Raw genomic sequence first — 21,803 nt, 5'->3', positions numbered from 1 at the left:
CGCAAAGGCAGTGGGGTGCGGTTGCGCCGGAACCTCACCACGCTCTCGTTCGTAGCCCCGCTGCTGATCGGCATCGCGGTCTTCTTCCTCTATCCGCTGGTCAGCGCCGTCTACTTCTCGTTCACGAAGTTCGACCTGCTCACCGTGCCGCAGTGGGTCGGGCTCGAGAACTACAAGCGGATGGCCGACGACCCGTTCCTGCTGCAGTCCGTGCGCAACACGCTGTGGATGGTCGCGGTCTTCGTCCCGGTGCGCATCATCAGCGCGATCGGGCTGTCGATGCTGCTCAGCCAGCTCAAACGTGGTGCCGGCGTCTTCCGCACGATCTTCTACCTGCCGGCCCTGGCGCCGCCGGTGGCCGCCACGATCGCGTTCGTCTATCTGCTCAAGCCCGGCACCGGGCCGGTCGACACGCTGCTGTCCCACCTCGGGATCGACGGCCCGCTCTGGTTCAACTCGCCGGACTGGTCCAAGCCGTCGCTCGTGCTGCTCGGGCTCTGGGGCATCGGCGACATCATGATCATTTTCCTGGCGGCGGTGCTGGGCGTCCCGGTCAGCCTCTACGAGGCGGCCGCGCTGGACGGCGCGAACGCCTGGCACCGCTTCCGCTACGTCACCCTGCCCACGATCCGCCCGGTGATCCTGTTCGCCACGATCACCGGCGTCATCTACACGCTGCAGTACTTCGACCAGGCCGCCGTCGCCGGCTCGATCGCCAGCGGGCAGGCGGTCACCGGCGGCGGCATCTCGACGGCGTTCGGCTTCCCCGAAGGCTCCACCTTCACCTACCCGCTGTGGCTCTACACCGTCGGCTTCCGCTACAACGCCCTCGGCTACGCCAACGCCATGGCCGTCGTCCTCTTCGTGGTCGCCCTCGCGGTGACCGTCATCCTCCTGCGCCGCTCGAAAGCCTTCTCCGGGGAGGAACAGTGACGACCGTCCTGCAACGACCGCAGATCAAGATCCCGGCAACAGATCGACGGGTACGCCGTGAGCGCCGCCTGACCTGGATCGCCCGGCACAGCATCGCGATCGTCCTGGCGATCATGTTCCTCACGCCCGTGGTCTACCTCGTGCTGCTCTCGGTGATGACCAGCCAGCAGGCCCTGACCAGCGACTACTGGCCCAACAGCTGGCACTTCGAGAACTACGTACGCGTCTTCCAGGTCACCCCGCTGCCCCGCTACCTGCTCAACACCGTGATCTACGCGGTTGCGGCGACCGGGTTCATGCTCCTGTCCAGCGTGCCGGCGGCGTACGCGCTGGCAAAGCTGAAGTTCCGCGGCCGCAACGCCCTGTTCCTGACCGTGATCTGCATGATGATGCTGCCGCCGCAGGTGGTGACCGTCCCGCTCTACCTGATGTGGGCCGGCTACGGCCTGACCGGCTCGCTCACCCCGCTGATCGTCCCGATGCTCTTCGGCGACGCGTTCTGCATCTTCCTGATGCGCCAGTTCCTGCTCACCATCCCGACGGACTATCTGGACGCGGCGCGGGTCGACGGCTGCGGCGAGTGGCGCACCCTGATCCGCGTCGTGCTCCCGATGGCCCGCCCGGGAATCGCGGCCGCCGGGCTGTTCCAGTTCTTCTACGCCTGGAACGACTACTACGGCCCGCTGCTCTACACGAGCGAGAACGAGAGCTCCTGGACCCTGTCCCTGGGCCTCGCATCGTTCCACGGTGTCCATCACGTCGACTGGAACCTGGTCACCGCCGCCACGGTGCTGGCCATGATCCCGATCGTCGTCGTGTTCTTCTTCGCCCAGAAGGCATTCGTCCAGGGCGTCACACTCACGGGGGTCAAAGGGTGAAGATCGCTGTCGTCGGCGGCGGTTCGACGTACACGCCGGAGCTGGTGGACGGGTTCGCCCGGCTCGGCTCGATGGTGTCCGAGCTGGTCCTGATCGATCCCGCGGCGGAACGGCTGGAGATCGTGGGCGCGTTCTCGGCCCGGATCTTCCAGCACTACGGCCACCCCGGGAAGGTCACCTGGACCACCGACCTGGACGCCGGCGTGACCGACGCCGACGTCGCGGTGATCCAGCTGCGGGTCGGCGGGCAGGCCGCCAGGATCGAGGACGAGACGTTCCCCCTGGAGTGCGGCTGCGTGGGTCAGGAGACCACCGGGGCTGGCGGGCTGGCGAAGGCTCTGCGTACGGTGCCCGTGGTGCTCGACGTCGCTGCGCGCATCCGCGAACGGGCCAGGCCCGGCGCCTGGATCGTCGACTTCACGAACCCGGTCGGCATCGTCACCCGCGCCCTGCTCGACGCCGGGCACAGGGTTGTCGGGCTGTGCAACGTCGCGATCGGGTTCCAGCGTCGCTTCGCCGCGATGCTCGGGGTCCCACCCGCTTCGGTCGAGCTGGACCACGTCGGGCTCAACCACCTGACCTGGGAGCGGGCCGCCTATGTGGACGGCGTGGACAGGCTTCCCGGGCTGCTCTCGACACACCTCGAGTCACTCGCCGCCGATGTCGATCTTGCCCCGTCCGTGCTGACCACGCTCGGTAATGTGCCGTCGTACTACTTGAGCTACTTCTACGCGCACGACCGCCACGTTGCGGAGTCACGCGGCGCGCAGACCCGGGGGCAGCGGGTTGCGGAGATCGAGGCGACGCTGATGTCGCTCTATCGCGATCCGCTGCTGGTCGAGAAGCCGGCGTTGCTCGGGGAGCGTGGGGGTGCCTACTACTCCGAGGCTGCGGTGGGGCTGATCGCTTCGCTGCACGGGTTCGACTCGTCGGCTGTCCACTCGGTCAATATCCGAAATAATGGCTTATTGCCGTTCTTGGCGGATAACGCTGTGGTGGAGGTGTCGGCGCGGGCCTCCGCTGACGGGCCGGTCGCGCTGCCGGTCAGCCCGCTGGCGCCTGAGCTTTCGGGGCTGGTCGCGCACGTCTCGGCGTACGAGGAAATCGCTCTGGAAGCCGCCCTGCTCGGCGGGCGGCAGCGGGTCTATCGCGCCCTGCTCGCCCATCCCTTGATCGGGCAGCACGACCGGGCGGATGCGCTGACCGACAAGCTGATCGCCTCGGGTGCGCAGCACCTGGCCTGGGCCCGATGAGAGCGCTCTATCTGGCCGTCGACGGCGGAAATTCCAAGACCGACATCATCCTGGGTACGCCCGAAGGTGACGTCCTGGGTTTCGTCCGCGGCCCCACGACCTCGCCCCACAACATCGGCCTCCCCGCCGCGATCACCGTGCTCGGCGACCTGATCACCGCCGTCCGCACCACCGCCGGGCTGCCCGCCGACGTCCCGATCGACGTGGCCGCCTACTACCTCGCCGGCGCGGACCTGCCCATCGAGGTCGCCCAGCTCCACGCGGCGATCACCGCCCAGGACTGGAGCCGCCACACCATCGTCGACAACGACTGCTTCGCCATGCTGCGCGCGGGCACCTCCCTGCCGGACGCGGTCGCCGTCGTCTGCGGCGCGGGCACCAACTGCGTCGGCCGGGCCGCGGACGGGCGTACATCCAGGTTCGTCGCCCTCGGTCCGATCTCCGGTGACTGGGGCGGCGGTCACGACCTCGCCGACTACACACTGCGACTGGCCGCGCGTGGCGAGGACGGGCGAGGTTTGCCCACCGAGCTGTCCCGCCTTGTCGCCACGCACTTCGGTCTGGCCACTGTGGAGGCGGTCAGCATCGCCCTGCACTTCCAGGAGATCAACCCCCTGCGCGTGCAGGAACTCACCCCCCTGCTGTTCGCCGCGGCCTCGGCGGGCGACGAGGTGGCCCTCTCACTGGTACGCCGCCAAGCCGACGAGATCCTCGCTCAGCACCGGGTCGCGGCGGGGCGGCTCGGGCTGCTCGCGTCGCCGCACGCGCTGGTGCTGGGGGGCGGGGTGTTGCACGCCCGGCACGACGTGTTGCACGACCTGGTGGTGGCGGGGGCGGTCGCTCAGGCGCCGGCGGTCACGATCAGCGTGCTGGACGTCCCACCCGCCGTCGGCGCGGCCCTGCTCGCCATGGACGCCCTGAGTGCTGCTTCCGCTTCGGCTTCGGCTTCTGCTTCCGCTTCCGCTTCCGCTTCCGCTGAGGCTCGGCTTCGGGGTGCCCTTTCGGGGGCCGCGCCGGTTACTTCGACGTCAGGATGATCAACTCTGCGGCGGCGGCGACCACCATGGCCGCGATCAGAGCGGGCAGGCCGCCGACCACCGCGTGCAGCACCAGCAGAAACGGCGCGAGCGCGCTCGTGGCTGCGGCCAGCGCCAGCCTGCCGTCGGCACGCCGAATGCGGGCGAACACCGCGCCGACCGTCTCCGGACGAACCTGACGGGCCAGCCACGCGGCGACCGCGATCAGAATCGTCACGCCGATCACCCCGGCCCACATGCGGGCCACCCCCGGGCTGGCGAGCGTCATCACCGCACTCAGCACAGCGGTGATCATCACGCCGTTGCTGGCGTAGAGCACGGCTTGGCGTACCGCTGCGAAAGCCGCACCGGATCGGTCCAGCACAGGCCGCGTCGGACGGCTGACCTCGAACTTCGGCTCTGCTGCCGTCGGCGGGGCCGCGCTTCCCGGGCTCGCTGGGCTCGCTGGGCTCGCCGTGCTTGCTGGGCTTGCTGGGCTTTCCGGCGTCAGGGTCGCCTGGTCCGCCAGCGTCTCCAGAGCCAGCGCCCACCGCCGTCGCTCGAGCCGGACAATGCCCACGTCACGCTGCGCATCGGCGATCGCGGGCTCCAACTCGAGCGCCTCCGCGTACGCCCGCTGCGCCAGATCGAACAACCGCAGCCGCGCGGAAACCACCGCAAGAACAAGGTGGGCTTCAGCCTCGCGCGGCATCAACCGCACACCGTTCCAAGCAGCGTTGAGCGCTTCCTGCCCGTTGCGTGACTCGCCGAGCAACGCAGCCCCGGTCCGCTGCGCAACCGCGTCCTGGGGCCACCGCGCCAGAATCTCGGCGGCAACCTGCGCGGCCTCGCCGTACCGCCGATCATCGGTCAGCGCCATCGCCCGCACCACCATCGGCTCCACAGTCCCCGGAGCCGCAGCCGCAGCACTCTCGGCCGCCACCAACGCATCAACAGGCTGAGCAGCAGCGATATGCACCCGCGCAAGAGTGGTCAGCAACCCGGCATCCACCGGCGCCGCCGCCAGCCCAGCGGCCAACTCCCCCGCCGCCTCGTCATAACGTCCTAGATCCGCGAGCAGCAGGGCTCGCTGGCGGTACTCCTCGGGGGTGGTCTCGGGCTCGGACTGAGAAGTGGGCTCGCTCGACACCCACCGAGCCTAGGCGGTCGTGCCAAGAACCACCGTTTCCTCATGCTCGGGGCCTCGTCCTTAACCCTGATAACCCAGACCAATCGGACTGTGGTGGTGGGTTTCTTGCTGTGGACGGGTGGGGTCCAGCCCTACCTGCACAAAGGGCCCGAGGACTCGGACGGCGCTGTCGTCGCGGAGTGCGGGGTGGTTAGGCGTGCCGCGCGGAGGGCGGGTCGTTAGGCGTGCCGCGCGGAGGGCGGGGTGGTTAGGGGCGGTGGATTAGGGCGGTGGCTATGGCGGCTAGGCCTTCGCCTCGGCCGGTTAGGCCTAGGCCGTCGGTGGTGGTGCCGGAGATTGTGACGGGGGCGCCGACTGCTTCGGAGAGGACTTTTTGGGCTTCTTCGCGGCGTTTGCCGATTTTGGGCTTGTTGCCGATGACCTGGATGGCGATGTTGTTGATCGTCCAGCCTTCGGTGTGCAGGCGGCGGACCGTCTCGGTGAGCAGGGTGACGCCGGGGGCTCCGGCCCATTCTGGCTCTGACGTGCCGAAGTTGCTGCCGAGGTCACCGAGGCCGGCGGCGCTGAACATTGCGTCGCAGGCGGCGTGCGCGGCCACGTCGGCGTCGGAGTGGCCGGCGAGGCCTGATTCGCCGGGCCACATCAGGCCGGCGACCCAGCACACCCGGTCGGGGTCGAAGGCGTGCACGTCCGTGCCGATACCGATGCGCTGATCCACCGCGTCAGGGTACGTGGAGGAGCGCCTCGGCGATGATCAGGTCCAGCGGCCGGGTGATCTTCAGCGCCAGCTCCGAACCCGGCACGCAGACGACCGGTACGCCGGCCTTCTCGACCATCCCCGCGTCGTCGGTATGCGCATCGAGGCAGGCCCGGTGAGCGGCAGCCAGCACGTCGTGGCGGAACCCCTGCGGTGTCTGCACGCTCCGCAACACGGAACGGTCGACGGTCCCCAGCACCGTCTCGCCCGTGCCGACCTCCTTGATCGTGTCGACCACCGGCAACGCCGGAATCACCGCGGGATGCCCGCCCCGGACAGCAGCAGCAACCGACTCCACCAGCTCGGGCGGCGTCAACGCCCGCGCTGCATCATGCACCAGCACGATCGCAACATCAGCGGGAACCACAGCCAGCGCCGCCGCCACGGAATCCTGCCGCTCCGCACCACCGGCAACCACGATCACCGGCGCCACAGCAGCAAGCAACTCACGCACGGCCTCAACCTCAGCAGCCGGCGCAGCGACAACAATCACCCGCACCGAGGGCGCAGCGGCAACCCGGCGAACGGCGTGGACCAGCAAAGGCTCCCCGCCGAGCAGCCGCAACGCCTTGGGCGCACCCGGCCCCAACCGCACCCCGGACCCCGCAGCCGGCACCAGAACTGCAACATCACCGATCCCATTGAGTTGCGCCATCATTCCCCACTCACATTGATCTCCGTCATCATTCCGCGCTCTCCAGCCCGGCCGGCAGCAACTAAATGATCCACTGACCGCGAAAAAGTCCCCCGTTCACTCTGCACTCGTGGAAACCGAGGCCAGCGAACCGAGGCCCGCGGAAGCGAGCCGATGGGAATCGGTACCGCGGTTAAAACGATGCCCACGGAAGTCCAGGCCCACGAGAGGCGCGGCCGCGGTAAATCGGGCCCGCAGAAGACGAGGCCCCGCAGAAGACGAGGCTCGCAGAAGCCGAGGCCGCAGGAACAAGCCCTGCGGAGGACGGAGCTCGTGGAGGGGCGGCGAGTGGGTGCACAAAAGCTCGCGACGTCATCGCACGGTTTGGGCTGTGCGGTGGCGGCGCGAGCTTTGTGGTGGTGCGTGCCCGGGGGTCCGGGGCCTGGTAGCGAGGCGTCCGGGCCGGGCTAGCCGGAACAAGGACCGCGACGTCACCGCGAGTGTTGGGCATCGCGGTCACGTCGTGGTCCTTGGCCAGCGTGGTGCAGGAGAGGTGGTGGAACGTCAGGCCTCGGTGAGCACCTTGTCGAGGAGGACTTCCGCCTCGTCCTTGGTGCTCTTCTCGGCGAGGGCCACCTCGCCGACGAGGATGTCACGGGCCTTGGCGAGCATGCGCTTCTCCCCGGCCGAGAGACCGCGCTCACGCTCGCGGCGCCAGAGGTCGCGGACAACCTCAGCGACCTTGAGCGGGTTGCCGGAGGCAAGCTTCTCGAGGTTGGCCTTGTAACGCCGCGACCAGTTGGTCGGCTCCTCGGTGTGCGGAGCGCGGAGGACGTCGAAGACCTTGCCCAGGCCTTCCTCGCCGACCACTTCGCGCACGCCGACGATTTCGGCGTTCTCAGCGGGCACTCGGACCGTCAGGTCGCCTTGGGCAACCCGAAGGACGAGGTACTGCTTCTCCACGCCCTTGATAGTTCTAGTCTCGATTGCCTCGATGAGTGCGGCCCCGTGGTGGGGGTAAACAACGGTCTCGCCGACACTGAAAACCATAGGTTCGAAACCCCTTTCGCTGTGTCTAGGGTAACACGCCCAGGCAGCGATGTCCCACCCTGGCGGTGACTGTTAGTGCAGCTCAGGGGGCATGTGAGGCGTCTTTCTACCGCTTGACATGCGGGCCGGAAACTGCCTCAGTAACCGAGAGTGATGAACCGGTAACTGTTCAGCCCAGCGAGTCGGATATTCCGGACCCGATGTATTTGTGAGGTCAAGCTTATCGCTAGTGACCGGAACCGCCCACCACTGGCGGTCGGAGGGCCGATTGGGGGAGGCTGGACCCAGGTCCCCGCAGCACGTGAGACTCTGCGGCAGAGGGGGGGGTGAGTCATGGGCAGTCTGGGCGACAACGGCGGCAACTGGCCGGGCGATGGCGGCTCCCCCGAAGGCCTGCCCGATCTTCCCGCCGAGTGGGGCGTCATCGTCATCCCGGACGACCTCTCGGAGCTGTCCGACGAGGTCACGGTGGTCCGCGCCGAGCTGCGCCGCGAGCGCACCCGCAGCCGATGGCAGCGCTTCACCGACCGTCCGGGCCTGCGCGTCCTGCGCCGGGTGGGTTCCGCGAGCCTGCGTGCCCCGGTGCTCATCATCTCCATGGCGGTCCTCGTCACGATCGCCAGCCTGTTCGCGTCCGCCTGGCCGGGGCCGGCCCGCTCACCGGCCACCCAGCGGACCGCCAGCACCACCGACGAAGGCTCCGGCAAGCTCCCGGCGCTCGATCTGGTCGACGCTGACCACCGCACGGTGTCCCTCAGAGCCCAGCTGCCGGCCGTCGTGCTGCTCACCGACGGTTGCGACTGCGACGCGCTGATCGAGGCGACCACGGCGGCGGTGCGCCCCGAAATCGCGGTCGTGATCGTCATCTCAGGAAAAGCGCCGAACCCGCCGACGGCGCAGACTCCGCCGACGAGCAATACGCCCCAGGCACAGGGGAAGACAGTCCGATCCCTGCGGGATCCGACCAGCGAGCTGCGGTCGACCCTCGAGCTGCCCGCCAAGAACGACGGCACGGCGGCGGTCCTGCTGGTCAGCCGCACGGGCGAGATCGTCCGCAAGATCCCCCGGACGGCGTCCCTGGGCGACTACGAGCCCGACCTCGCGCGCCTCTGAAAAAGGAACGCGGCGTCCAAGAAGCTGCGCCCTCCGAGCACCTCCGAGAAGGCGCGCACCTCTGAGCGGCCTCCTGGAGGTGCGCACCTCCAGGAGAAGCGCACCTCCAGAAAGGAGCGCACCTCCAGAAAGGGGCGCACTCCAGAGAGTCAGTGAGAATCAGCGCAGAGAGTCAGTAAGAACCGGCGGGCGCCGCGCGCCAGCGGAAGACAGACTCGCTCGGCGACTCGGACGTGATCGACAGGAAGAGCATGGCGGCCACGCTTACGTTCAGTTCGACCGGTGTCGGGGTCGGCGAGCACGGGACGGCCTTACCGGAGTCGATCGTCGTGATGCTCACCCGGACCCGGATCTGCCCTGAGCCCGCGCACGCCATCGTCACTGTGTAGACGCCGTTGCTGACCGCCGCGCTGCGTTCCTCGCTGCGGCCGGCGCCCAGGACCATGGTTTCCGCCTGCGCCTGGTCAGGCGAGTCCGGGATGAGCCGCTCGACCGTCTGCCGGCCGACGGCCAGCGCGGGATTCTCGCCGAGGACGGGGGCCGCGACGAAGAACCAGGTGCCGCCCGCGACCAGCAGGGCGGCGGCGAGGGCGTACAAGGTCGCGCCCTGGGCACGGTCCGGCGTCACCGGACCAAGGTTAGAGCCTTTCCAGCAGGACTCCATAGAGCGTCAGGCCGGGCCCGAAGGCCAGCAGGACGATGCGTTGCGGGGGCGCTGCCCGCTTGCGCAGCTCGTCGAGGACGAGCAGGACCGTCGGGGACGAGCAGTTTCCGTACGCGGAGAGCACCCCCCGGGAAGCCGCCATGTCCTCGTCGGTGAGCTCGAGCCGCTCCTGCACCACGTCGAGGATCCGGGGGCCGCCCGGGTGGATCGCCCAGCCGTCCACGTCAGCAGCCGTCAGGCCGTGCGGGCCGAGCAGCCCCGCCATGAGTTCGCGGACGTGCAGCGAGAGCACGTCGGGCACCTGCGGGGAGAGCCCCATCCGGAAGCCGAGGTCGGTGACGTCCCACGTCATGTGGCCCGCCGTGGTGGTGTCGGTGAGCGCGGCGACGTTGCTCACGGCGTACCCGTCGGATGGTTGTGGGGTGACCACGACGGCAGCCGCGGCGTCAGAGAAGAGGGCGTGGGAAACGATCTGCTGGATGTCGGTTCTGGTGTCGGGGGGCTGGAGGTGCAGGCTGGTGAGCTCGGCGCAGAGCAGGAGTGCCGGCAGGCCGCGTGACGTGACGAAGTCGGACACCGTGCCGAGACCGGGCAGCGCCGCGTAGCAGCCCATGTGGCCCACGAAGAGGCGTTGCAGCGACGGGGACATGCCCATGTCCCGGGCGAGGTGGATGTCGAGGCCGGGGGTCGCGTAGCCGGTGCAGGAGCAGACCGCGAGCAGGCCGAGCTCGTCAGCGGCGATACCGGCGTCGGTGAGCGCGCGGCCGACCGCTTCCTTGCCCAGCGGGATGGCTTCGACCTGGTAGCGGCGCATGCGGCGTTCGGTGGACCAGTCGGAGACGTCTTCGAGCAGGGGGCTGACTGCGGCCTGCCGCGTGCGTACCCCGGAATTCTGGAAGATCCGTTTGGCGAGGCCGCGCTTGCCGCCGTTGGCGTAGTGCCGTGAGAAATAGCCTTCCCAGAGGTCTTCCTGCACCGTCGACGGCGGCAGTGCCACCCCCAGTCCGGCGATCACCGCGCGACCTTTTCCCTGCATTGTGCCTCCCCAGGCCTTGTGAGATCACCAGCGCGGTGCGGTGCCCTCCGAGTCGGGGTCGCCGCCGAGCGCTTCCACGCCGAGCCAGTCCGCGCAGACGTCGGAGGTCGCCGGTTGCAGCGAGCCCGCCCGGGCGTCGCGGTAGAGGCGTTCCAGCGGGTGCCCGCGGCGCATGGCCGAAGTCCCCGCCGCCTCCAGCATCGAGGCGGCGACGTCCGCCGCGGTCGTGCCGGCGAGCAGCTTCGCCCGCCACACCCAGCGGTTGGTCTCGGCGTCGCCCGGTTGGTCATCTACCCGCCGGGCGGCCTCCATAACAGCGAGATGCGCGGCGGAGACCGCTGCGTCGGCCCGGCCGATCCTGGACCGTACGGCGGGCAGGTGCCCGAGCTTGCGAGCGTTGACATGCTCGACGGCCGCATCGACAGCAGCCCGCGCGACACCCACGTAGACGGCCGCGTAGCTCGCGACCATCCAATGGGGAGCGAGCTGGGCGATCACGAGGGCGAGCCCCTCGACGCCGCCGAGCAGCGCCCCCTCGGGGACCGTGACGTCCACGTGCACGTCGTTCGAGCCGGTGGCGCGCATCCCGAGCGAATCCCACGTCTGCTCGACCGTCAGGCCCTCGCCGGGCGGGACCAGGAACTGCGAGACCTGGGTGGGGTCGGCCGAGCTCCGGGCCGCCACCAGGTACGCGTCCGCGTGGCCCGCCCCCGAGCAGAACGCCTTGGCACCCTTGATGTGGTAACCGTCGCCGGTCTTCTCGTACATCGTCGTCATCTGCGACAGGCGGGATCCGGCGCCGCGCTCGCTCATCGCGACCGCGTACCAGCTGCCCTCCGCCGCGGCCCGCAGGTATCTATCGCGGGCGGCCAGCGCCTCCGGAGGCAGGCCCAGCGCGTCGGCGAGCTCGTCGGTGACGCTGCTCAGGGCGCCGGTGACCGAGGCGTGCATGTTGAAGATCAGCGCGGTGGCGCCGTTGCCGCGGGCCAGCTCGTAGGCGACGGCTGCGTACTGCGCGAAGCCTGCCCCCGCTCCCCCGAGCCGCGTCGGCACCATCAGCCCGAACAGCCCCGAGCGCCGCAGGTCGGCGAAGTCGTCGACGGGGAACGCGCCGGCCCGGTCGTGCTCGGCGGCGCGGGCGGCGAACCGGGGCGCCAGCCTCCTGGCTTCGTCAACGCTCACTGCATGTCCTCCTTGCGACCGATTCCCTGGTAGAGCACCTGCGTCGAACGGGTCGGGATCATGCGGCCACGGGCTGCGACCGGCAAAAACAGCCAGCGGATCAGGCCGGGCACGCTCGGGCGAACGCCGCGCACCTTGAGGCGTACGCCATGCTTGGCGAACTGGGTGGTCAGGTCTCCGGGGTCGACGAACAGCTCCGGATCATGAATGCCCACCGGCGCGGCTCCGAACCGTTCACCCAGCGTGATCGACACGAACCGGCCCAGCCACGTGTCGTTGATCGTGTCCAGCACCAGCAGACCGCCGGGCCGCAGCACCCGGCAGAGCTCGGCCACCGTCGCCGGCAGGTCGGTGACGTGCTCCAGAATCTCGCCGGCCACCACGACGTCCGCGATCCCGTCGGCCAGCGGCAACGCAGTGACATCGCCATTGAGCACCGTCATCCCGCGCCGCGCCGAATGCTCCAGACCCGAACTCCGCAGGTCGACGCCGATGTGGCGATAACCGAGACCAACCACGTGCGGTGCGAGCAGGCCGCCTCCGCAACCGGCATCGATCAGGATCGCATCGGTACGCCCGGAGCGCGGCACCAACGCCCCCCGCGCCGCGGCCAGCCAGTGCAGCAGCTCGAACTCGCCGCCGGGACGCCACCACTGGTCGGCGAGCTCGTCGTACAGACGCGGATCGTTGCGCTTCAGTGGCCGCATGTGATCGAGCGTGGCATGCGGCGGTCCCAACCACCACACTGATCACATGTCCGATCCGGTCGCGCTCCTCAAGGCATCGCACATCGAGCCGGGTGCCGCAGTGACGTTCGCCATGACGCTGCTCGCGATCGGGGCGGGGCACAGCGCCTGGGGTGTGGCGGGTGTGGCTGCCGCGATCGGGGCTACTCAGCTCTCCGTCGGCTGGGTCAACGACTGGCTGGACGCCGATCGGGACAGGGCTGCGGGGCGCGGGGACAAACCTGTGGCGTCGGGGGCGGTGTCACGGCGTACCGTCGGAATCTCGGGGTTGATCGCGTCTCTGGCCGTGCCCCTGCTGGGGTTGCCGTTCGGGCCCGCGGCGACCGTCTGCATCACCCTCGTCGGGATCTTCGCGCTGAGCTACGACTGGCCGCTGAAGTCGACCTCGCTGTCGCTGCTGCCCTACCTGGTCGCGTTCGGGCTGATGCCGGCGTTCGTGGTGATCGCCCTGCCCGGCCACCCGTGGCCGCCCGCCTGGCTGGTCGCGGCCGGTGCGCTGCTAGGCGGGGGTGCCCACTTCGCCAACGTGCTGCCGGACCTCGCCGACGACGCCGCGACGGGGGTGCGTGGCCTCCCGCACCGGCTCGGCGCCGCCTGGTCACAACTGGCCGCGGGAGCGTTCCTGCTGGCCGCGACGCTCACCCTGGTCCTGGGACCGGCCGGGCCGCCGTCGTGGGCAGGCCTGGCGGGCGCTGCCGCCGCCGTCGTGGTCCTGCCCTTCGGCTGGTACGCGGGAAGGAAGGCGATCGCCCGCGGTACGCGTCAGGTGGCGATGTTCCGCTCGGTGATCGTGGTGGCGTTGATCGACGTCGTGCTGCTCGTGCTCAGCGGGCCGGTGGTGTGAATGGACGGGTCGGCGTACGCGCCCGATCAAGGACCACTAGTCTGATCGGCGGAGGTTTCTCGACTGTCTTGGAGGACTGTGATGCGCTCGCTGGGAACCCGCCGCGCGGTGCTGGCCACTGGGGTCGCAGCGGTGGCCGCGATCGCGCTCGCCGGCTGCAGCGCCGGCCAGGTCGCCGAGACTTCGCTCAAGAAGCCGTCGAACCCGGGCGTGAACGCGGACAACGCCAATCGCTCCGTCTTCGTGCGAAACCTGTCGGTGGAGTACCACGGCACCGCGGGCTACGCGGCCGGTGACAACGCCACGCTCGAGGTCGGGCTCTACAACCAGACCGATGCGGCGATCACCGTGCTGATCAGCAGCCAGCCGGTCGCCACCGGCTCGGTCGTGGGCACCGACGTGATCTCGGCCAAGCAGGTCGGCCTCGTGGGCGGTGCTGCGGCGTCGGCCTCGGAAGCGCCTTCCGACTCGCCTTCTGCTGACCCGAGCCCGTCTTCGTCTCCCTCTTCGTCGAAGCGGCCCAAGGCCTCGGCGTCGCCTTCCGAGTCGGCTTCGGAAGCCCCCGCCGGCCCCGCGGTCGCCGCGGCCCGGATCGTGCTGCCCCCGCTCGGCGGCGCCACGTTCCTGCCGGACGCCGCGCAGAAGCTGCAGCTCATCGAGCTCAGCGACAAGCTGATCCCGGGCGGCGCGGTCAACCTCGTCTTCGAGTTCAGCAACAACACCGACCCGCTGGTCGTGCAGGCTCCGGTCAGCACGCCGCTCATCCCCGCGTCGCGGGTTCCGGGCGACACCGCAGAGGGCCACGAGGAGTAGAGACCCGTTTGTCACACCCGCGGGCTAGCGTTGGGCGGGTGACGACATCCCGGACTCGCAGCGAACCGCGTCCCGCCTATCAATGTGATGCGTGCGGACACCAGCCCCCGAAATGGCTGGGTCGCTGTCCGGAGTGCAACGAGTGGGGTTCGATCATCGAGGCCAAACCCGGCCCGATGATCTCCGGGCGGGTGGTCAGCTCCCGGCTCCCGTCCGAGCCGGCCCGTCCGATCAAGACGATCAGCGCGGCCCCGGCCAAGGCGGTGCCCAGCGGTGTCAGCGAGCTCGACCGGGTGCTCGGCGGCGGGCTGGTCCCCGGCGCGGTGATCCTGCTGGCCGGCGAGCCGGGTGTGGGCAAGTCCACCCTGCTGCTCGATGTGGCCCAGCAGTGGGCCCTCAACGCGGGCACGCCCTCGCTGGTGGTCAGCGGCGAGGAGTCGGTGAGCCAGGTGCGGCTGCGCGCCGAGCGGCTCAACGCCCTGCACGACAATCTCTACCTCGCCTCCGAGAGCGATCTCGGCGCGGTGATCGCCCACCTCGACGCGGTCAAGCCCGGCCTGCTCATCATCGACTCGGTGCAGACCATCTCCGCCCCGGGCACCGAGGGCGTCCCCGGCGGTGTCACCCAGGTCCGCGCGGTCACCGCGGCGCTGGTCAGCGTCGCCAAGGAGCGCGGCGTGGCGACCGTCCTCGTGGGCCACGTCACCAAGGACGGCTCGGTGGCCGGCCCACGCGTGCTCGAGCACCTGGTCGACGTGGTCCTGCACTTCGAGGGCGACAAACACTCCTCGCTGCGGCTCGTGCGCGGCGTCAAGAACCGCTACGGCCCGGCCGACGAGGTGGGCTGTTTCGAGATGCACGAGAGCGGCATCGTCAGCCTCGCCGACCCGTCCGGCCTCTTCCTCACCCGCTACAACGAGCCCGTGCCCGGCACCTGCGTGACGGTCGCGATGGAGGGCCGCCGGGCGATGGTGACCGAGGTGCAGGCCCTGATCGGGGCGCAGGTGCAGGGGTCGCCCCGGCGGACGGTCTCCGGCCTCGACAGCGCCCGGCTCGCGATGGTGCTGGCCGTGCTCCAGCGCCGGATGGAGAAGATCAAGCTGCACGACCGCGAGGTCTTCGCCGCGACTGTCGGCGGCATCCGCGTCACCGAGCCCTCGGCCGACCTGGCCATGGCGCTGGCGGTGGCTTCCGGCGCGCTCAACCTCGCGATGGCACCGCACCTGGTGGCGATCGGCGAGGTCGGGCTGACCGGCGAGGTGCGCCGGGTCGGTGCGGTCGGCCGGCGGCTCGCCGAGGCGGCCCGGCTGGGGTTCCGCTTCGCTCTGGTGCCACCGGGCTGCGGTCCCGCGGAAGGCGACACCCCACCCAAGGGAATGCGCGTCGTCGAGGTCGGCGATCTGCAGAGCGCGGTTCAGTGGGCAGCCCGGGCCTCAGCGGAATGAACGCGCTAAGATCACTCTCAGTTATTGATCATCACGCTGCGGAGCCCTCGGCGGACCGCGGCTCGTTGAGTGGGATGACAGTCCGTAGAATGTGCAGGTGCCGCTCGACCGCGATGCTTCGACCAACCGCCACACCAACGGGGCTGCCCCCGGTGTCAACGGATCGGCAGCCGGTCCGATGACGCCCACCTCGCCCGGCCTGACCGGTGGCGGAGCCACCGGCGACCCGCTGCGCGCCAACCTGGCCCTGATGGCCCCCGGCACCGCCCTGCGCGACGGTCTCGAGCGGATCCTGCGCGGCCGCACCGGCGCCCTCATCGTGCTCGGCCACGACGAGGTCGTCGAGCAGATCTGCACCGGCGGCTTCCCGCTCGACGTGGAGTTCTCCGCCACCCGCCTGCGCGAGCTGTGCAAGATGGACGGCGCGGTGGTCATGTCCAGCGACGGCACCCGCATCGTCCGCGCCAACGTGCACCTCATGCCCGACCCCGGCATCCCCTCCGAGGAGTCCGGCACCCGCCACCGCACCGCCGAGCGGGTCGCCAAGCAGTCCGGCTTCCCGGTCATCTCGGTCAGCCAGTCGATGCACATCATCGGCCTCTACGTGAACGGCCAGCGCCACGTCCTCGACGACTCCGCGGCCATCCTCTCCCGCGCCAACCAGGCCCTCGCCACCCTCGAGCGCTACAAACTGCGCCTCGACGAGGTCTCCGGCACCCTCTCCGCCCTGGAGATCGAGGACCTGGTCACCGTCCGCGACGCCGTCGCCGTGGTCCAGCGCACCGAGATGGTCCGCCGCATCGCCGACGAGATCTCCGGCTACGTCGTCGAGCTCGGCACCGACGGCCGCCTGCTCGCCCTCCAGCTCGACGAGCTCATGGCCGGCGTCGACTCCGACCGCACCCTGGTCATCCGCGACTACCTCCCCACCGGCCGTAAGGCCCGCACCCTCGACGAGGCCCTGGTCGAGCTCGACCTGCTCTCCGCCACCGAGATGATCGACCTGGTCGCGGTCGCCAAGGCCATGGGCTACCCGGGGGCCTCCGACGCCCTCGACGCAGCGGTCAGCCCCCGCGGCTTCCGCCTGCTCGCCAAGGTCCCCCGCCTGCCCACACCCATCCTCGAACGCCTCGTCGACCACTTCGGCAGCCTCCAACGCCTCCTCGGCGCCACGGTCGAAGACCTCCAGGCCGTCGAAGGCGTCGGCGACGCCCGTGCCCGCGGCGTCCGCGAAGGCCTCTCCCGCCTGGCAGAAGCCTCCATCCTCGAGCGTTACGTCTGACCGTTGCGACGACCGCTGGTTCGCCACCTTCGTCGACCTGGCCACGTCACCCCTCCTCCGCAGAGGTATCAGCCGCATGTTCATCGAGGTTGTCGGCCGGCGTCCGCTGCCCGGCGACGTCGACCGGGATGACGTCGAGGACTTGGTCGCCGAGGTCCTGGGAGCAGCCGGCGAGGTGACGGGAGCCGGCACCGGATCGACGGGATGGCATCTCGACGTGGAGCTCGAGCCTGGCACGGCACCGCCGCAGGAGATGCTGCGAAGACTTGCCGTCGCGCTGGTCGATCAGCAGCTCGGTTGGGTGATACTTCGCCCGGAGCACGAGACCGCAGGCCGAACCGCCTACGAGCTCAGCTGAGCGCTCAGCTCGGTGGGGCGTCCGGGGCGGGGCCGAGAAGACGGTTGATGAGGCGGGGGTCGCCGGGCCAAGCGGCCAGGATGAGGTCCCGGGGGATCTGTCTGGCGGCATAACGCAGGGCGAGGGCTACGACGACGATGTCGTCGAGGGGGCCGATCACCGGGATGAACTCGGGGATGAGGTCGATGGGGCTGGCGACCCAGAGCCCGGCGATGATGATCGCGATCTTGGCGCGACGCGGCACGCGGGGGTCCCGGCGGAGCCTGCGCACGGTGGTGACGCAGTCGGGGATGAAGGCGGCGAGGTCGCGCAGGATTCCGGGTGGCAGGCGGCGGGCCAGCACCAGGAGCAGAAGCCAGCTCGCGACGAGGCAGCCGACCGCGAGCGCCGCAACGACCAGCCAGTCACGCACGAGGAAGGCTGAGCCCGGCCGGGGATCAGTCGGTGATGGTGAGCGTGACCGGGTCGCTGAGAACTTCGCCGAGGCGGCCTCGGATCTGGTACTGGCCGGCGGCGGGGGCCGGGCCGGTGGCGAGCTCGCCGGTGCACTTGTTGGACTGGTGGCCGTTCCAGGTGACGTTGTATTCGCGTTCGCCGTTCGGGGGGAACGCGCGGACGTCGGTGCCCCGGATGGTGCTGCAGGTGTCGGAGGACCAGAGCTTCTGGGCGCCGGACTGGATGTAGAGCTCCTGCAGGTCGGCGCCGACGTCGCGGTTGCACGTACGGGCGGAGACGTTCTTGATTTTGAGGCGGATCTCGACCTGGGCGCCGCGCTTGAGCGTGGTGACCGCCGGGATCGGGGTCACCGAGACCTCTTTGGCGGTGCAGTCCCCGCTGGCCGGGACGTTCACGTTGGTGTCGGAGCCGCCGGTTGTCGTCCCGGTGCCCGTGGCCGCGCCGCTCGGGATCGCGCCGCCCGTGGGGGTCGCGGCCGCGGCGCCGGATTCGAGGTCTTCCGGGTCGGGGAGCGACGGGTTTCCCGCGCCGGGGGGCACGTCCACGAGCGACGGCTCGTCGTCGGGCGTGGAGGATGCCGGGCCGGGGGTCGGGAACTGCGAACCCGCGCTGGAGCCCGGCTTCTTCTTGTCGTCGTCGCCACCGCCGCTGCAGGAGACGAACAGCACGATGATGCCGAGCAGGACTGCGCCCAGCACAACAGCACGGCGCCGCCAGTACACGGCGGAGGGGAGTGGACCAACCGTCGAACGCATGATGTGTTGCACGCTATCCCCGCGACACCCCGGAACCACGCACGACGCGCCGACGGTGCGACACCCCTTCCGGGGGTTGCTCGTTAGAGATAGACCTTGCGCTGGTAGACGGCGTGTGCACCGGCGACCCGGTCGAGGAAAAGTTTGCCGGCGCAGTGGTCGATCTCGTGTTGCAGGGCGCGTGCCTCGAAGGCGTCGGTGACCAGGTGCACAGCTGTGCCCGTACCCGGAAGAACGGCCTCGACCACGATGCGGCCGGCGCGTTTCACATCGCCGGTCAGGTCCGGCACGGACATGCAGCCCTCGCGGCCCGGCCGCCACCGGCTGGCCTCCACGACGCGGGCGTTGCACAACACGAACGCACCGTGCGAGGTGACGGTCCTGGGGTGTTCGGTGACGTCGACGGCGAACACCTGGACGCCGACCCCGACCTGCGGTGCGGCGAGCCCGACGCAGCCCGGCGAGGTACGCATCGTGGCCACCAGGTCGGCGGCGAGCTGGACGATCGACGGGTCGGCGGGGTCCACCTCGGTGCCCGGCCGGCTCAGCACCTCGGCGGGGGCGGTCACCACCGGGAGCACCCTGCCGTCGACGCCGAGCAGCTCCGGCTTCCAGTCGGCGAGGTCGTTCACAGGACGTCCGACTCGGCGCGGCGCAGGGTCACCTCGACACCGAGCTCCTGGGCGGCGTGCTCGAGGCGTACCGAAAGGTCATCGGACGCCCCAGGCGGCAGGTCGACCTCGGCGACCAGCACGTAGAGCGGCCCGGTGAGCCGGGTCGTGAGGTCCGTGATGTTGCCACCCGCGGCCGCGACGACCCGGGTGACGGCGGCGACGATCCCCAGCCGGTCCGCGCCGTGCACGCTGACGAGGTAGGGCTCGCCCTGGTCGCCGGAGCCTGAGGGTTCGACCGCGCGGACGGTGGTGATGACGCCGCTCAGTGGCTCGAGCGCCTTCCCGACGTCCTCGGCTGCGGCACCTGTGCAGATCAGGGTCATGGTGAAGTGACCGCCGAGCCGGGTCATCGTCGAGTCGGAGAGATTCGCGCCGGCGCCGGCCAGCGCCCCGGTGACGTCCGCGACGATGCCGGTGCGATCCGGGCCTATGACGGTGATGGCTAACTCGTTCACCGGGACAGCTTAGGCTTGCGGACCTATGACTCTCGCCGACTCAGCCATCCGGTGGTACGAGGAAAATGCCCGCGACCTGCCCTGGCGGCAGCCCGACACAAGCGCCTGGGCGGTGCTGGTCAGCGAGGTGATGCTGCAGCAGACCCCGGTCGTCCGCGTCGAGCCCGCCTGGCGCGCCTGGATGAACCGCTGGCCCACCCCCGCTGACCTGGCCGTCGACCCCCCGTCCGAGGCGATCCGGATGTGGGGGCGGCTCGGCTACCCGCGCCGGGCGATGCGGCTGCACGCCTGCGCGGTGGCCATCGTGGAACGCCACGGTGGCCAGGTGCCCGACGACCTTGATCAGTTGCTCGCGCTGCCCGGCGTGGGCACGTACACCGGGCGGGCGGTGGCGACGTTCGCGTACGGGCAGCGTCACCCGGTCGTGGACACCAATGTGCGCCGGGTGGTCTGCCGAGCGGTCGAGGGCAAGCCCGACGCCGGCCCGAACACCACCACTGCCGACCTCGTGGCTATGGAGGCGCTGCTGCCCGAGGAGCCCGCAGCGGCGGCAAAGGCGAGCATCGCGTTCATGGAGCTGGGGGCGATCGTCTGTGTCGCCCGCGCGCCCCGCTGCGTCGACTGCCCGTTCGAGCAGGTCTGTGCCTTCCGCCAGTCCGGCGAGGCCATCCCGGCCGGCCCGAGCCGCAAGCCCCAGCGGTACGCGGGCACCGACCGTCAGGTCCGCGGCCTGCTCCTCGAGGTGCTGCGCAACGCGACCGCCCCGGTCCCCCGCCAGCGTCTCGACACGGTGTGGGTGGACGACGTGCAACGGGCCCGGGCCCTGGCCGGGCTGGTGGAGGACGGCCTGGTGGAGCCGCTCGACTCGGACGCCGACCGGTTCGTGCTGGCAGGCGACCACCCGCCGCGCTTTCCGACGCTGCTGTGAGCGCTGGGTCTCAGGTCGTCGAGATGTGCAGGGCTGCCGCGAGCGCCGCGGGCAGGGGGTAAGGGCGCTCGTCCGGCAGCATCGCTTCGGCGCGGTACTCGTCGCCCTTGCGCACCAGCGCACCGATCTGGCGAGCCTTGTGCGTCACGTCGGTGATGCCGACGGTCCATTCCTGTACGTACTTGTCGATCACGTCCACGCCGAGCCCCACCTGCAGGGTCCGGTACGGCAGCTGCTTGAGCTCCAGGGAGCGCTCGGGCTCCCACTGGACGCGGACCGGACTCTCCTTCAGGGCGTGGGTCCAGGCTTCGCGCTCGGCGTGGAAGTTGTGGTCGTACTGGGCCAGGCAGGCGTGGGCCAGCGCCCACTCGAAGCCTTCCCGGGTGATCTCGACCGCGAGCACCCGTTCCTGCCCCTCGGCGGTGGTCCACTGGCAGCGATGCATCATCCACAGGTAGGAGAGCTGGATCCAGCTCATCCGGTCCCGTTTGAAGGGCGGGACGAACCGTCCGGCCTTGGCCGCGGCCATCGCGATCTGCACCGGGTACGCCTGATAGACGGTGACCGTCTCCGGCGTATACACGGCGCGCACCTGTCGGACCGGAACTGCTGTCTGCTGCACAGCTCGATGATGCGACTGCCCGGGCGGTCCGCGCTGGGTTTTCAGCAGTACGGGGTTTTCAGCAGTACGGGCGCTCCGCCGGCAGCAGGGCCGGGTCACGGGTGCGGGCGATCTCCGCGGCCAGCGCGGTGACGTCGGTGATGGCGACGGTCCATTCCTCGGCATACTGCCGGGCGGCCTCACCGGCCAGGCCCAGCTGCAGCGATCGGTACGCCAGCGGCGCGAGCCGCAGCGACCGCTCGGGATCCCACTGCACGCGCACGGGACTCTGCTTGAGCCGCCGGGACCATTCCTGCCTGGTCTCGTCGCTCGACCGGTCGTAACTGCTCGGGCACGCCCGGGAGAGTGCCGCGTCGAACCCTTCCCGGGTGAGCTCGACGGCGAGGACATGTTCCTGGCCGGGCTTGGTGGCCCAGCCGGAGCGGTACATCATCCACAGGAACGACGGCTTGATCCAGGTCATCCGGCCGATCCTGAACGGCGGCACGAACCGGCCGGCGCGGACGGCCGGAAGCGCGATCTCGGGCGAGTAGGCCTGGTAGACCGTGATGGTCCGGTCGGTGTATACGGCCCGGATCTGCCGCTGGGGAACTTCCATCCCGCGATGATGGGGGTTGATGGTCCCAGCGGACCAGCGAGTTTCCGGCCCTCCACCGGCGGCGACCGCTTCACCGACGGGAACGGCCCGGCGCTGGAGAGCGCCGGGCCGGTTCCTTGGTCGTGCTGACTAGCGTTGGATCACTCGTCGGCCGCGGCCGC

25 protein-coding genes are annotated in these 21,803 nt (G+C 70.1%); 11 read left to right on the top strand and 14 right to left on the bottom strand.

Translation table 11 applies throughout. The annotated features are described in order from the left end of the window. Positions 1-15 precede the first annotated feature (15 nt). From Ahu01nite_RS46535 to Ahu01nite_RS46520, 4 genes are read left to right on the top strand one after another with little or no spacing between them, the layout of a single operon-like run. The gene (locus Ahu01nite_RS46535) at positions 16-933 is read left to right on the top strand and encodes a carbohydrate ABC transporter permease (protein ID WP_203843179.1); all 918 of its coding nucleotides are present in this window, start codon (positions 16-18) and stop codon (positions 931-933) included. Next, positions 930-1,811: a carbohydrate ABC transporter permease gene (locus Ahu01nite_RS46530; RefSeq protein WP_203843178.1), complete on the top strand. Its 882-nt coding sequence runs from the start codon at positions 930-932 to the stop codon at positions 1,809-1,811. Before Ahu01nite_RS46535 ends, Ahu01nite_RS46530 begins: the two co-directional genes overlap by 4 nt. After that, entirely contained in the window at positions 1,808-3,064 is a 1,257-nt protein-coding gene (locus tag Ahu01nite_RS46525; RefSeq protein WP_203843177.1) for a family 4 glycosyl hydrolase, read from the top strand. Before Ahu01nite_RS46530 ends, Ahu01nite_RS46525 begins: the two co-directional genes overlap by 4 nt. Continuing rightward, positions 3,061-4,101, top strand: a complete 1,041-nt coding sequence (locus Ahu01nite_RS46520; protein ID WP_203843176.1) for an N-acetylglucosamine kinase — start codon at positions 3,061-3,063, stop codon at positions 4,099-4,101. The genes Ahu01nite_RS46525 and Ahu01nite_RS46520 overlap by 4 nt, the downstream gene beginning before the upstream one ends. On the opposite strand, the gene Ahu01nite_RS46515 is transcribed toward Ahu01nite_RS46520, so the two are convergent. The 4 genes from Ahu01nite_RS46515 to Ahu01nite_RS46500 form a co-directional block, all read right to left on the bottom strand. Then, positions 4,082-5,230 carry a tetratricopeptide repeat protein gene (locus Ahu01nite_RS46515; RefSeq protein ID WP_203843175.1) on the bottom strand — a complete coding sequence of 383 codons (1,149 nt, stop codon included), beginning with the start codon at positions 5,228-5,230 and terminating at the stop codon, positions 4,082-4,084. The two genes, Ahu01nite_RS46520 and Ahu01nite_RS46515, sit on opposite strands and share 20 nt — an antisense overlap. A 247-nt stretch (positions 5,231-5,477) precedes the next feature. Then, complete coding sequence (ispF, locus tag Ahu01nite_RS46510; protein ID WP_203843174.1) at positions 5,478-5,948, bottom strand: 2-C-methyl-D-erythritol 2,4-cyclodiphosphate synthase; 471 nt, start codon at positions 5,946-5,948, stop codon at positions 5,478-5,480. A 4-nt stretch (positions 5,949-5,952) separates the two neighbouring features. Further along, a complete protein-coding gene (gene ispD / locus Ahu01nite_RS46505) occupies positions 5,953-6,645 on the bottom strand; it encodes a 2-C-methyl-D-erythritol 4-phosphate cytidylyltransferase (protein ID WP_203843173.1) in 693 nt (230 codons plus the stop codon). Between the two features lie 540 nt (positions 6,646-7,185). Next, complete coding sequence (locus tag Ahu01nite_RS46500) at positions 7,186-7,671, bottom strand: CarD family transcriptional regulator (protein ID WP_041832964.1); 486 nt, start codon at positions 7,669-7,671, stop codon at positions 7,186-7,188. A 333-nt stretch (positions 7,672-8,004) separates the two neighbouring features. On the opposite strand from Ahu01nite_RS46500, the gene Ahu01nite_RS46495 reads away from it, so the two are divergent. Further along, complete coding sequence (locus tag Ahu01nite_RS46495) at positions 8,005-8,784, top strand: hypothetical protein (protein ID WP_203843172.1); 780 nt, start codon at positions 8,005-8,007, stop codon at positions 8,782-8,784. A gap of 172 nt (positions 8,785-8,956) precedes the next feature. On the opposite strand, the gene Ahu01nite_RS46490 is transcribed toward Ahu01nite_RS46495, so the two are convergent. The 4 genes from Ahu01nite_RS46490 to Ahu01nite_RS46475 are packed head-to-tail and all read right to left on the bottom strand — an operon-like array spanning position 8,957 to position 12,373. Next, complete coding sequence (locus Ahu01nite_RS46490; protein WP_203843171.1) at positions 8,957-9,412, bottom strand: DUF6023 family protein; 456 nt, start codon at positions 9,410-9,412, stop codon at positions 8,957-8,959. Positions 9,413-9,422: 10 nt separating this feature from the next. After that, positions 9,423-10,484 (bottom strand): type III polyketide synthase, encoded by a 1,062-nt coding sequence (locus tag Ahu01nite_RS46485; protein WP_203843170.1) that lies wholly within the window; start codon positions 10,482-10,484, stop codon positions 9,423-9,425. A 24-nt stretch (positions 10,485-10,508) separates the two neighbouring features. Continuing rightward, entirely contained in the window at positions 10,509-11,666 is a 1,158-nt protein-coding gene (locus Ahu01nite_RS46480) for an acyl-CoA dehydrogenase family protein (RefSeq protein ID WP_203843169.1), read from the bottom strand. Further along, entirely contained in the window at positions 11,663-12,373 is a 711-nt protein-coding gene (locus Ahu01nite_RS46475; protein WP_203843193.1) for a methyltransferase domain-containing protein, read from the bottom strand. The genes Ahu01nite_RS46480 and Ahu01nite_RS46475 overlap by 4 nt, the downstream gene beginning before the upstream one ends. A gap of 46 nt (positions 12,374-12,419) precedes the next feature. On the opposite strand from Ahu01nite_RS46475, the gene Ahu01nite_RS46470 reads away from it, so the two are divergent. The 5 genes from Ahu01nite_RS46470 (at position 12,420) to Ahu01nite_RS46450 (ending at position 17,154) form a co-directional block, all read left to right on the top strand. Further along, complete coding sequence (locus tag Ahu01nite_RS46470) at positions 12,420-13,256, top strand: UbiA family prenyltransferase (RefSeq protein WP_203843168.1); 837 nt, start codon at positions 12,420-12,422, stop codon at positions 13,254-13,256. Between the two features lie 81 nt (positions 13,257-13,337). Continuing rightward, positions 13,338-14,069 carry a hypothetical protein gene (locus Ahu01nite_RS46465; RefSeq protein ID WP_203843167.1) on the top strand — a complete coding sequence of 244 codons (732 nt, stop codon included), beginning with the start codon at positions 13,338-13,340 and terminating at the stop codon, positions 14,067-14,069. An 8-nt stretch (positions 14,070-14,077) separates the two neighbouring features. Beyond that, positions 14,078-15,514, top strand: a complete 1,437-nt coding sequence (radA, locus tag Ahu01nite_RS46460; RefSeq protein WP_203843166.1) for a DNA repair protein RadA — start codon at positions 14,078-14,080, stop codon at positions 15,512-15,514. 97 nt (positions 15,515-15,611) lie between these two features. Beyond that, positions 15,612-16,796 (top strand): DNA integrity scanning diadenylate cyclase DisA, encoded by a 1,185-nt coding sequence (disA, locus tag Ahu01nite_RS46455; protein WP_438874871.1) that lies wholly within the window; start codon positions 15,612-15,614, stop codon positions 16,794-16,796. A 76-nt stretch (positions 16,797-16,872) separates the two neighbouring features. Next, positions 16,873-17,154 (top strand): hypothetical protein, encoded by a 282-nt coding sequence (locus Ahu01nite_RS46450; RefSeq protein ID WP_203843165.1) that lies wholly within the window; start codon positions 16,873-16,875, stop codon positions 17,152-17,154. 4 nt (positions 17,155-17,158) lie between these two features. Here the strand turns inward: Ahu01nite_RS46450 and Ahu01nite_RS51745 are convergent, their stop codons facing one another. The 4 genes from Ahu01nite_RS51745 to Ahu01nite_RS46430 form a co-directional block, all read right to left on the bottom strand. After that, a complete protein-coding gene (locus tag Ahu01nite_RS51745; protein WP_203843164.1) occupies positions 17,159-17,566 on the bottom strand; it encodes a YkvA family protein in 408 nt (135 codons plus the stop codon). A 25-nt stretch (positions 17,567-17,591) separates the two neighbouring features. Next, positions 17,592-18,365, bottom strand: a complete 774-nt coding sequence (locus tag Ahu01nite_RS46440; protein ID WP_203843163.1) for an adhesin — start codon at positions 18,363-18,365, stop codon at positions 17,592-17,594. Positions 18,366-18,448: 83 nt separating this feature from the next. After that, positions 18,449-18,997 (bottom strand): peptide deformylase, encoded by a 549-nt coding sequence (locus Ahu01nite_RS46435; RefSeq protein ID WP_203843162.1) that lies wholly within the window; start codon positions 18,995-18,997, stop codon positions 18,449-18,451. Continuing rightward, positions 18,994-19,494, bottom strand: coding sequence for a glycine cleavage system transcriptional repressor (locus Ahu01nite_RS46430; RefSeq protein WP_203843161.1), 501 nt, complete (start codon positions 19,492-19,494; stop codon positions 18,994-18,996). The genes Ahu01nite_RS46435 and Ahu01nite_RS46430 overlap by 4 nt, the downstream gene beginning before the upstream one ends. A gap of 25 nt (positions 19,495-19,519) precedes the next feature. Here Ahu01nite_RS46430 and Ahu01nite_RS46425 point away from each other — a divergent pair, with 25 nt between their 5' ends. After that, a complete protein-coding gene (locus Ahu01nite_RS46425; RefSeq protein ID WP_203843160.1) occupies positions 19,520-20,422 on the top strand; it encodes an HhH-GPD family protein in 903 nt (300 codons plus the stop codon). Positions 20,423-20,432: 10 nt separating this feature from the next. On the opposite strand, the gene Ahu01nite_RS46420 is transcribed toward Ahu01nite_RS46425, so the two are convergent. Both Ahu01nite_RS46420 and Ahu01nite_RS46415 read right to left on the bottom strand, forming a co-directional pair. Then, positions 20,433-21,005, bottom strand: a complete 573-nt coding sequence (locus Ahu01nite_RS46420; RefSeq protein ID WP_239159691.1) for a DUF4291 domain-containing protein — start codon at positions 21,003-21,005, stop codon at positions 20,433-20,435. A gap of 97 nt (positions 21,006-21,102) precedes the next feature. Then, positions 21,103-21,642 carry a DUF4291 domain-containing protein gene (locus tag Ahu01nite_RS46415; RefSeq protein ID WP_203843158.1) on the bottom strand — a complete coding sequence of 180 codons (540 nt, stop codon included), beginning with the start codon at positions 21,640-21,642 and terminating at the stop codon, positions 21,103-21,105. Positions 21,643-21,803 lie beyond the last annotated feature (161 nt).

This window comes from Winogradskya humida (assembly GCF_016862215.1).
GTDB classification, from domain to species: Bacteria; Actinomycetota; Actinomycetes; order Mycobacteriales; family Micromonosporaceae; genus Actinoplanes; species Actinoplanes humidus.
This window is presented reverse-complemented; position numbering and strand designations above follow the sequence as displayed.

Bases quoted from the DNA above. Each gene is read 5' to 3' on its own strand.
- Ahu01nite_RS46485 (WP_203843170.1), bottom strand. From the start codon at position 10,484: ATGCAGGGAAAAGGTCGCGCGGTGATCGCCGGACTGGGGGTGGCACTG.
- Ahu01nite_RS46475 (WP_203843193.1), bottom strand. From the start codon at position 12,373: ATGCGGCCACTGAAGCGCAACGATCCGCGTCTGTACGACGAGCTCGCC.
- ispD (WP_203843173.1), bottom strand. From the start codon at position 6,645: ATGATGGCGCAACTCAATGGGATCGGTGATGTTGCAGTTCTGGTGCCG.
- Ahu01nite_RS46470 (WP_203843168.1), top strand. From the start codon at position 12,420: ATGTCCGATCCGGTCGCGCTCCTCAAGGCATCGCACATCGAGCCGGGT.
- Ahu01nite_RS46440 (WP_203843163.1), bottom strand. From the start codon at position 18,365: ATGCGTTCGACGGTTGGTCCACTCCCCTCCGCCGTGTACTGGCGGCGC.
- Ahu01nite_RS46520 (WP_203843176.1), top strand. From the start codon at position 3,061: ATGAGAGCGCTCTATCTGGCCGTCGACGGCGGAAATTCCAAGACCGAC.
- Ahu01nite_RS46465 (WP_203843167.1), top strand. From the start codon at position 13,338: ATGCGCTCGCTGGGAACCCGCCGCGCGGTGCTGGCCACTGGGGTCGCA.
- Ahu01nite_RS46450 (WP_203843165.1), top strand. From the start codon at position 16,873: ATGTTCATCGAGGTTGTCGGCCGGCGTCCGCTGCCCGGCGACGTCGAC.
- Ahu01nite_RS46495 (WP_203843172.1), top strand. From the start codon at position 8,005: ATGGGCAGTCTGGGCGACAACGGCGGCAACTGGCCGGGCGATGGCGGC.
- Ahu01nite_RS46425 (WP_203843160.1), top strand. From the start codon at position 19,520: ATGACTCTCGCCGACTCAGCCATCCGGTGGTACGAGGAAAATGCCCGC.
- Ahu01nite_RS46415 (WP_203843158.1), bottom strand. From the start codon at position 21,642: ATGGAAGTTCCCCAGCGGCAGATCCGGGCCGTATACACCGACCGGACC.
- Ahu01nite_RS46500 (WP_041832964.1), bottom strand. From the start codon at position 7,671: ATGGTTTTCAGTGTCGGCGAGACCGTTGTTTACCCCCACCACGGGGCC.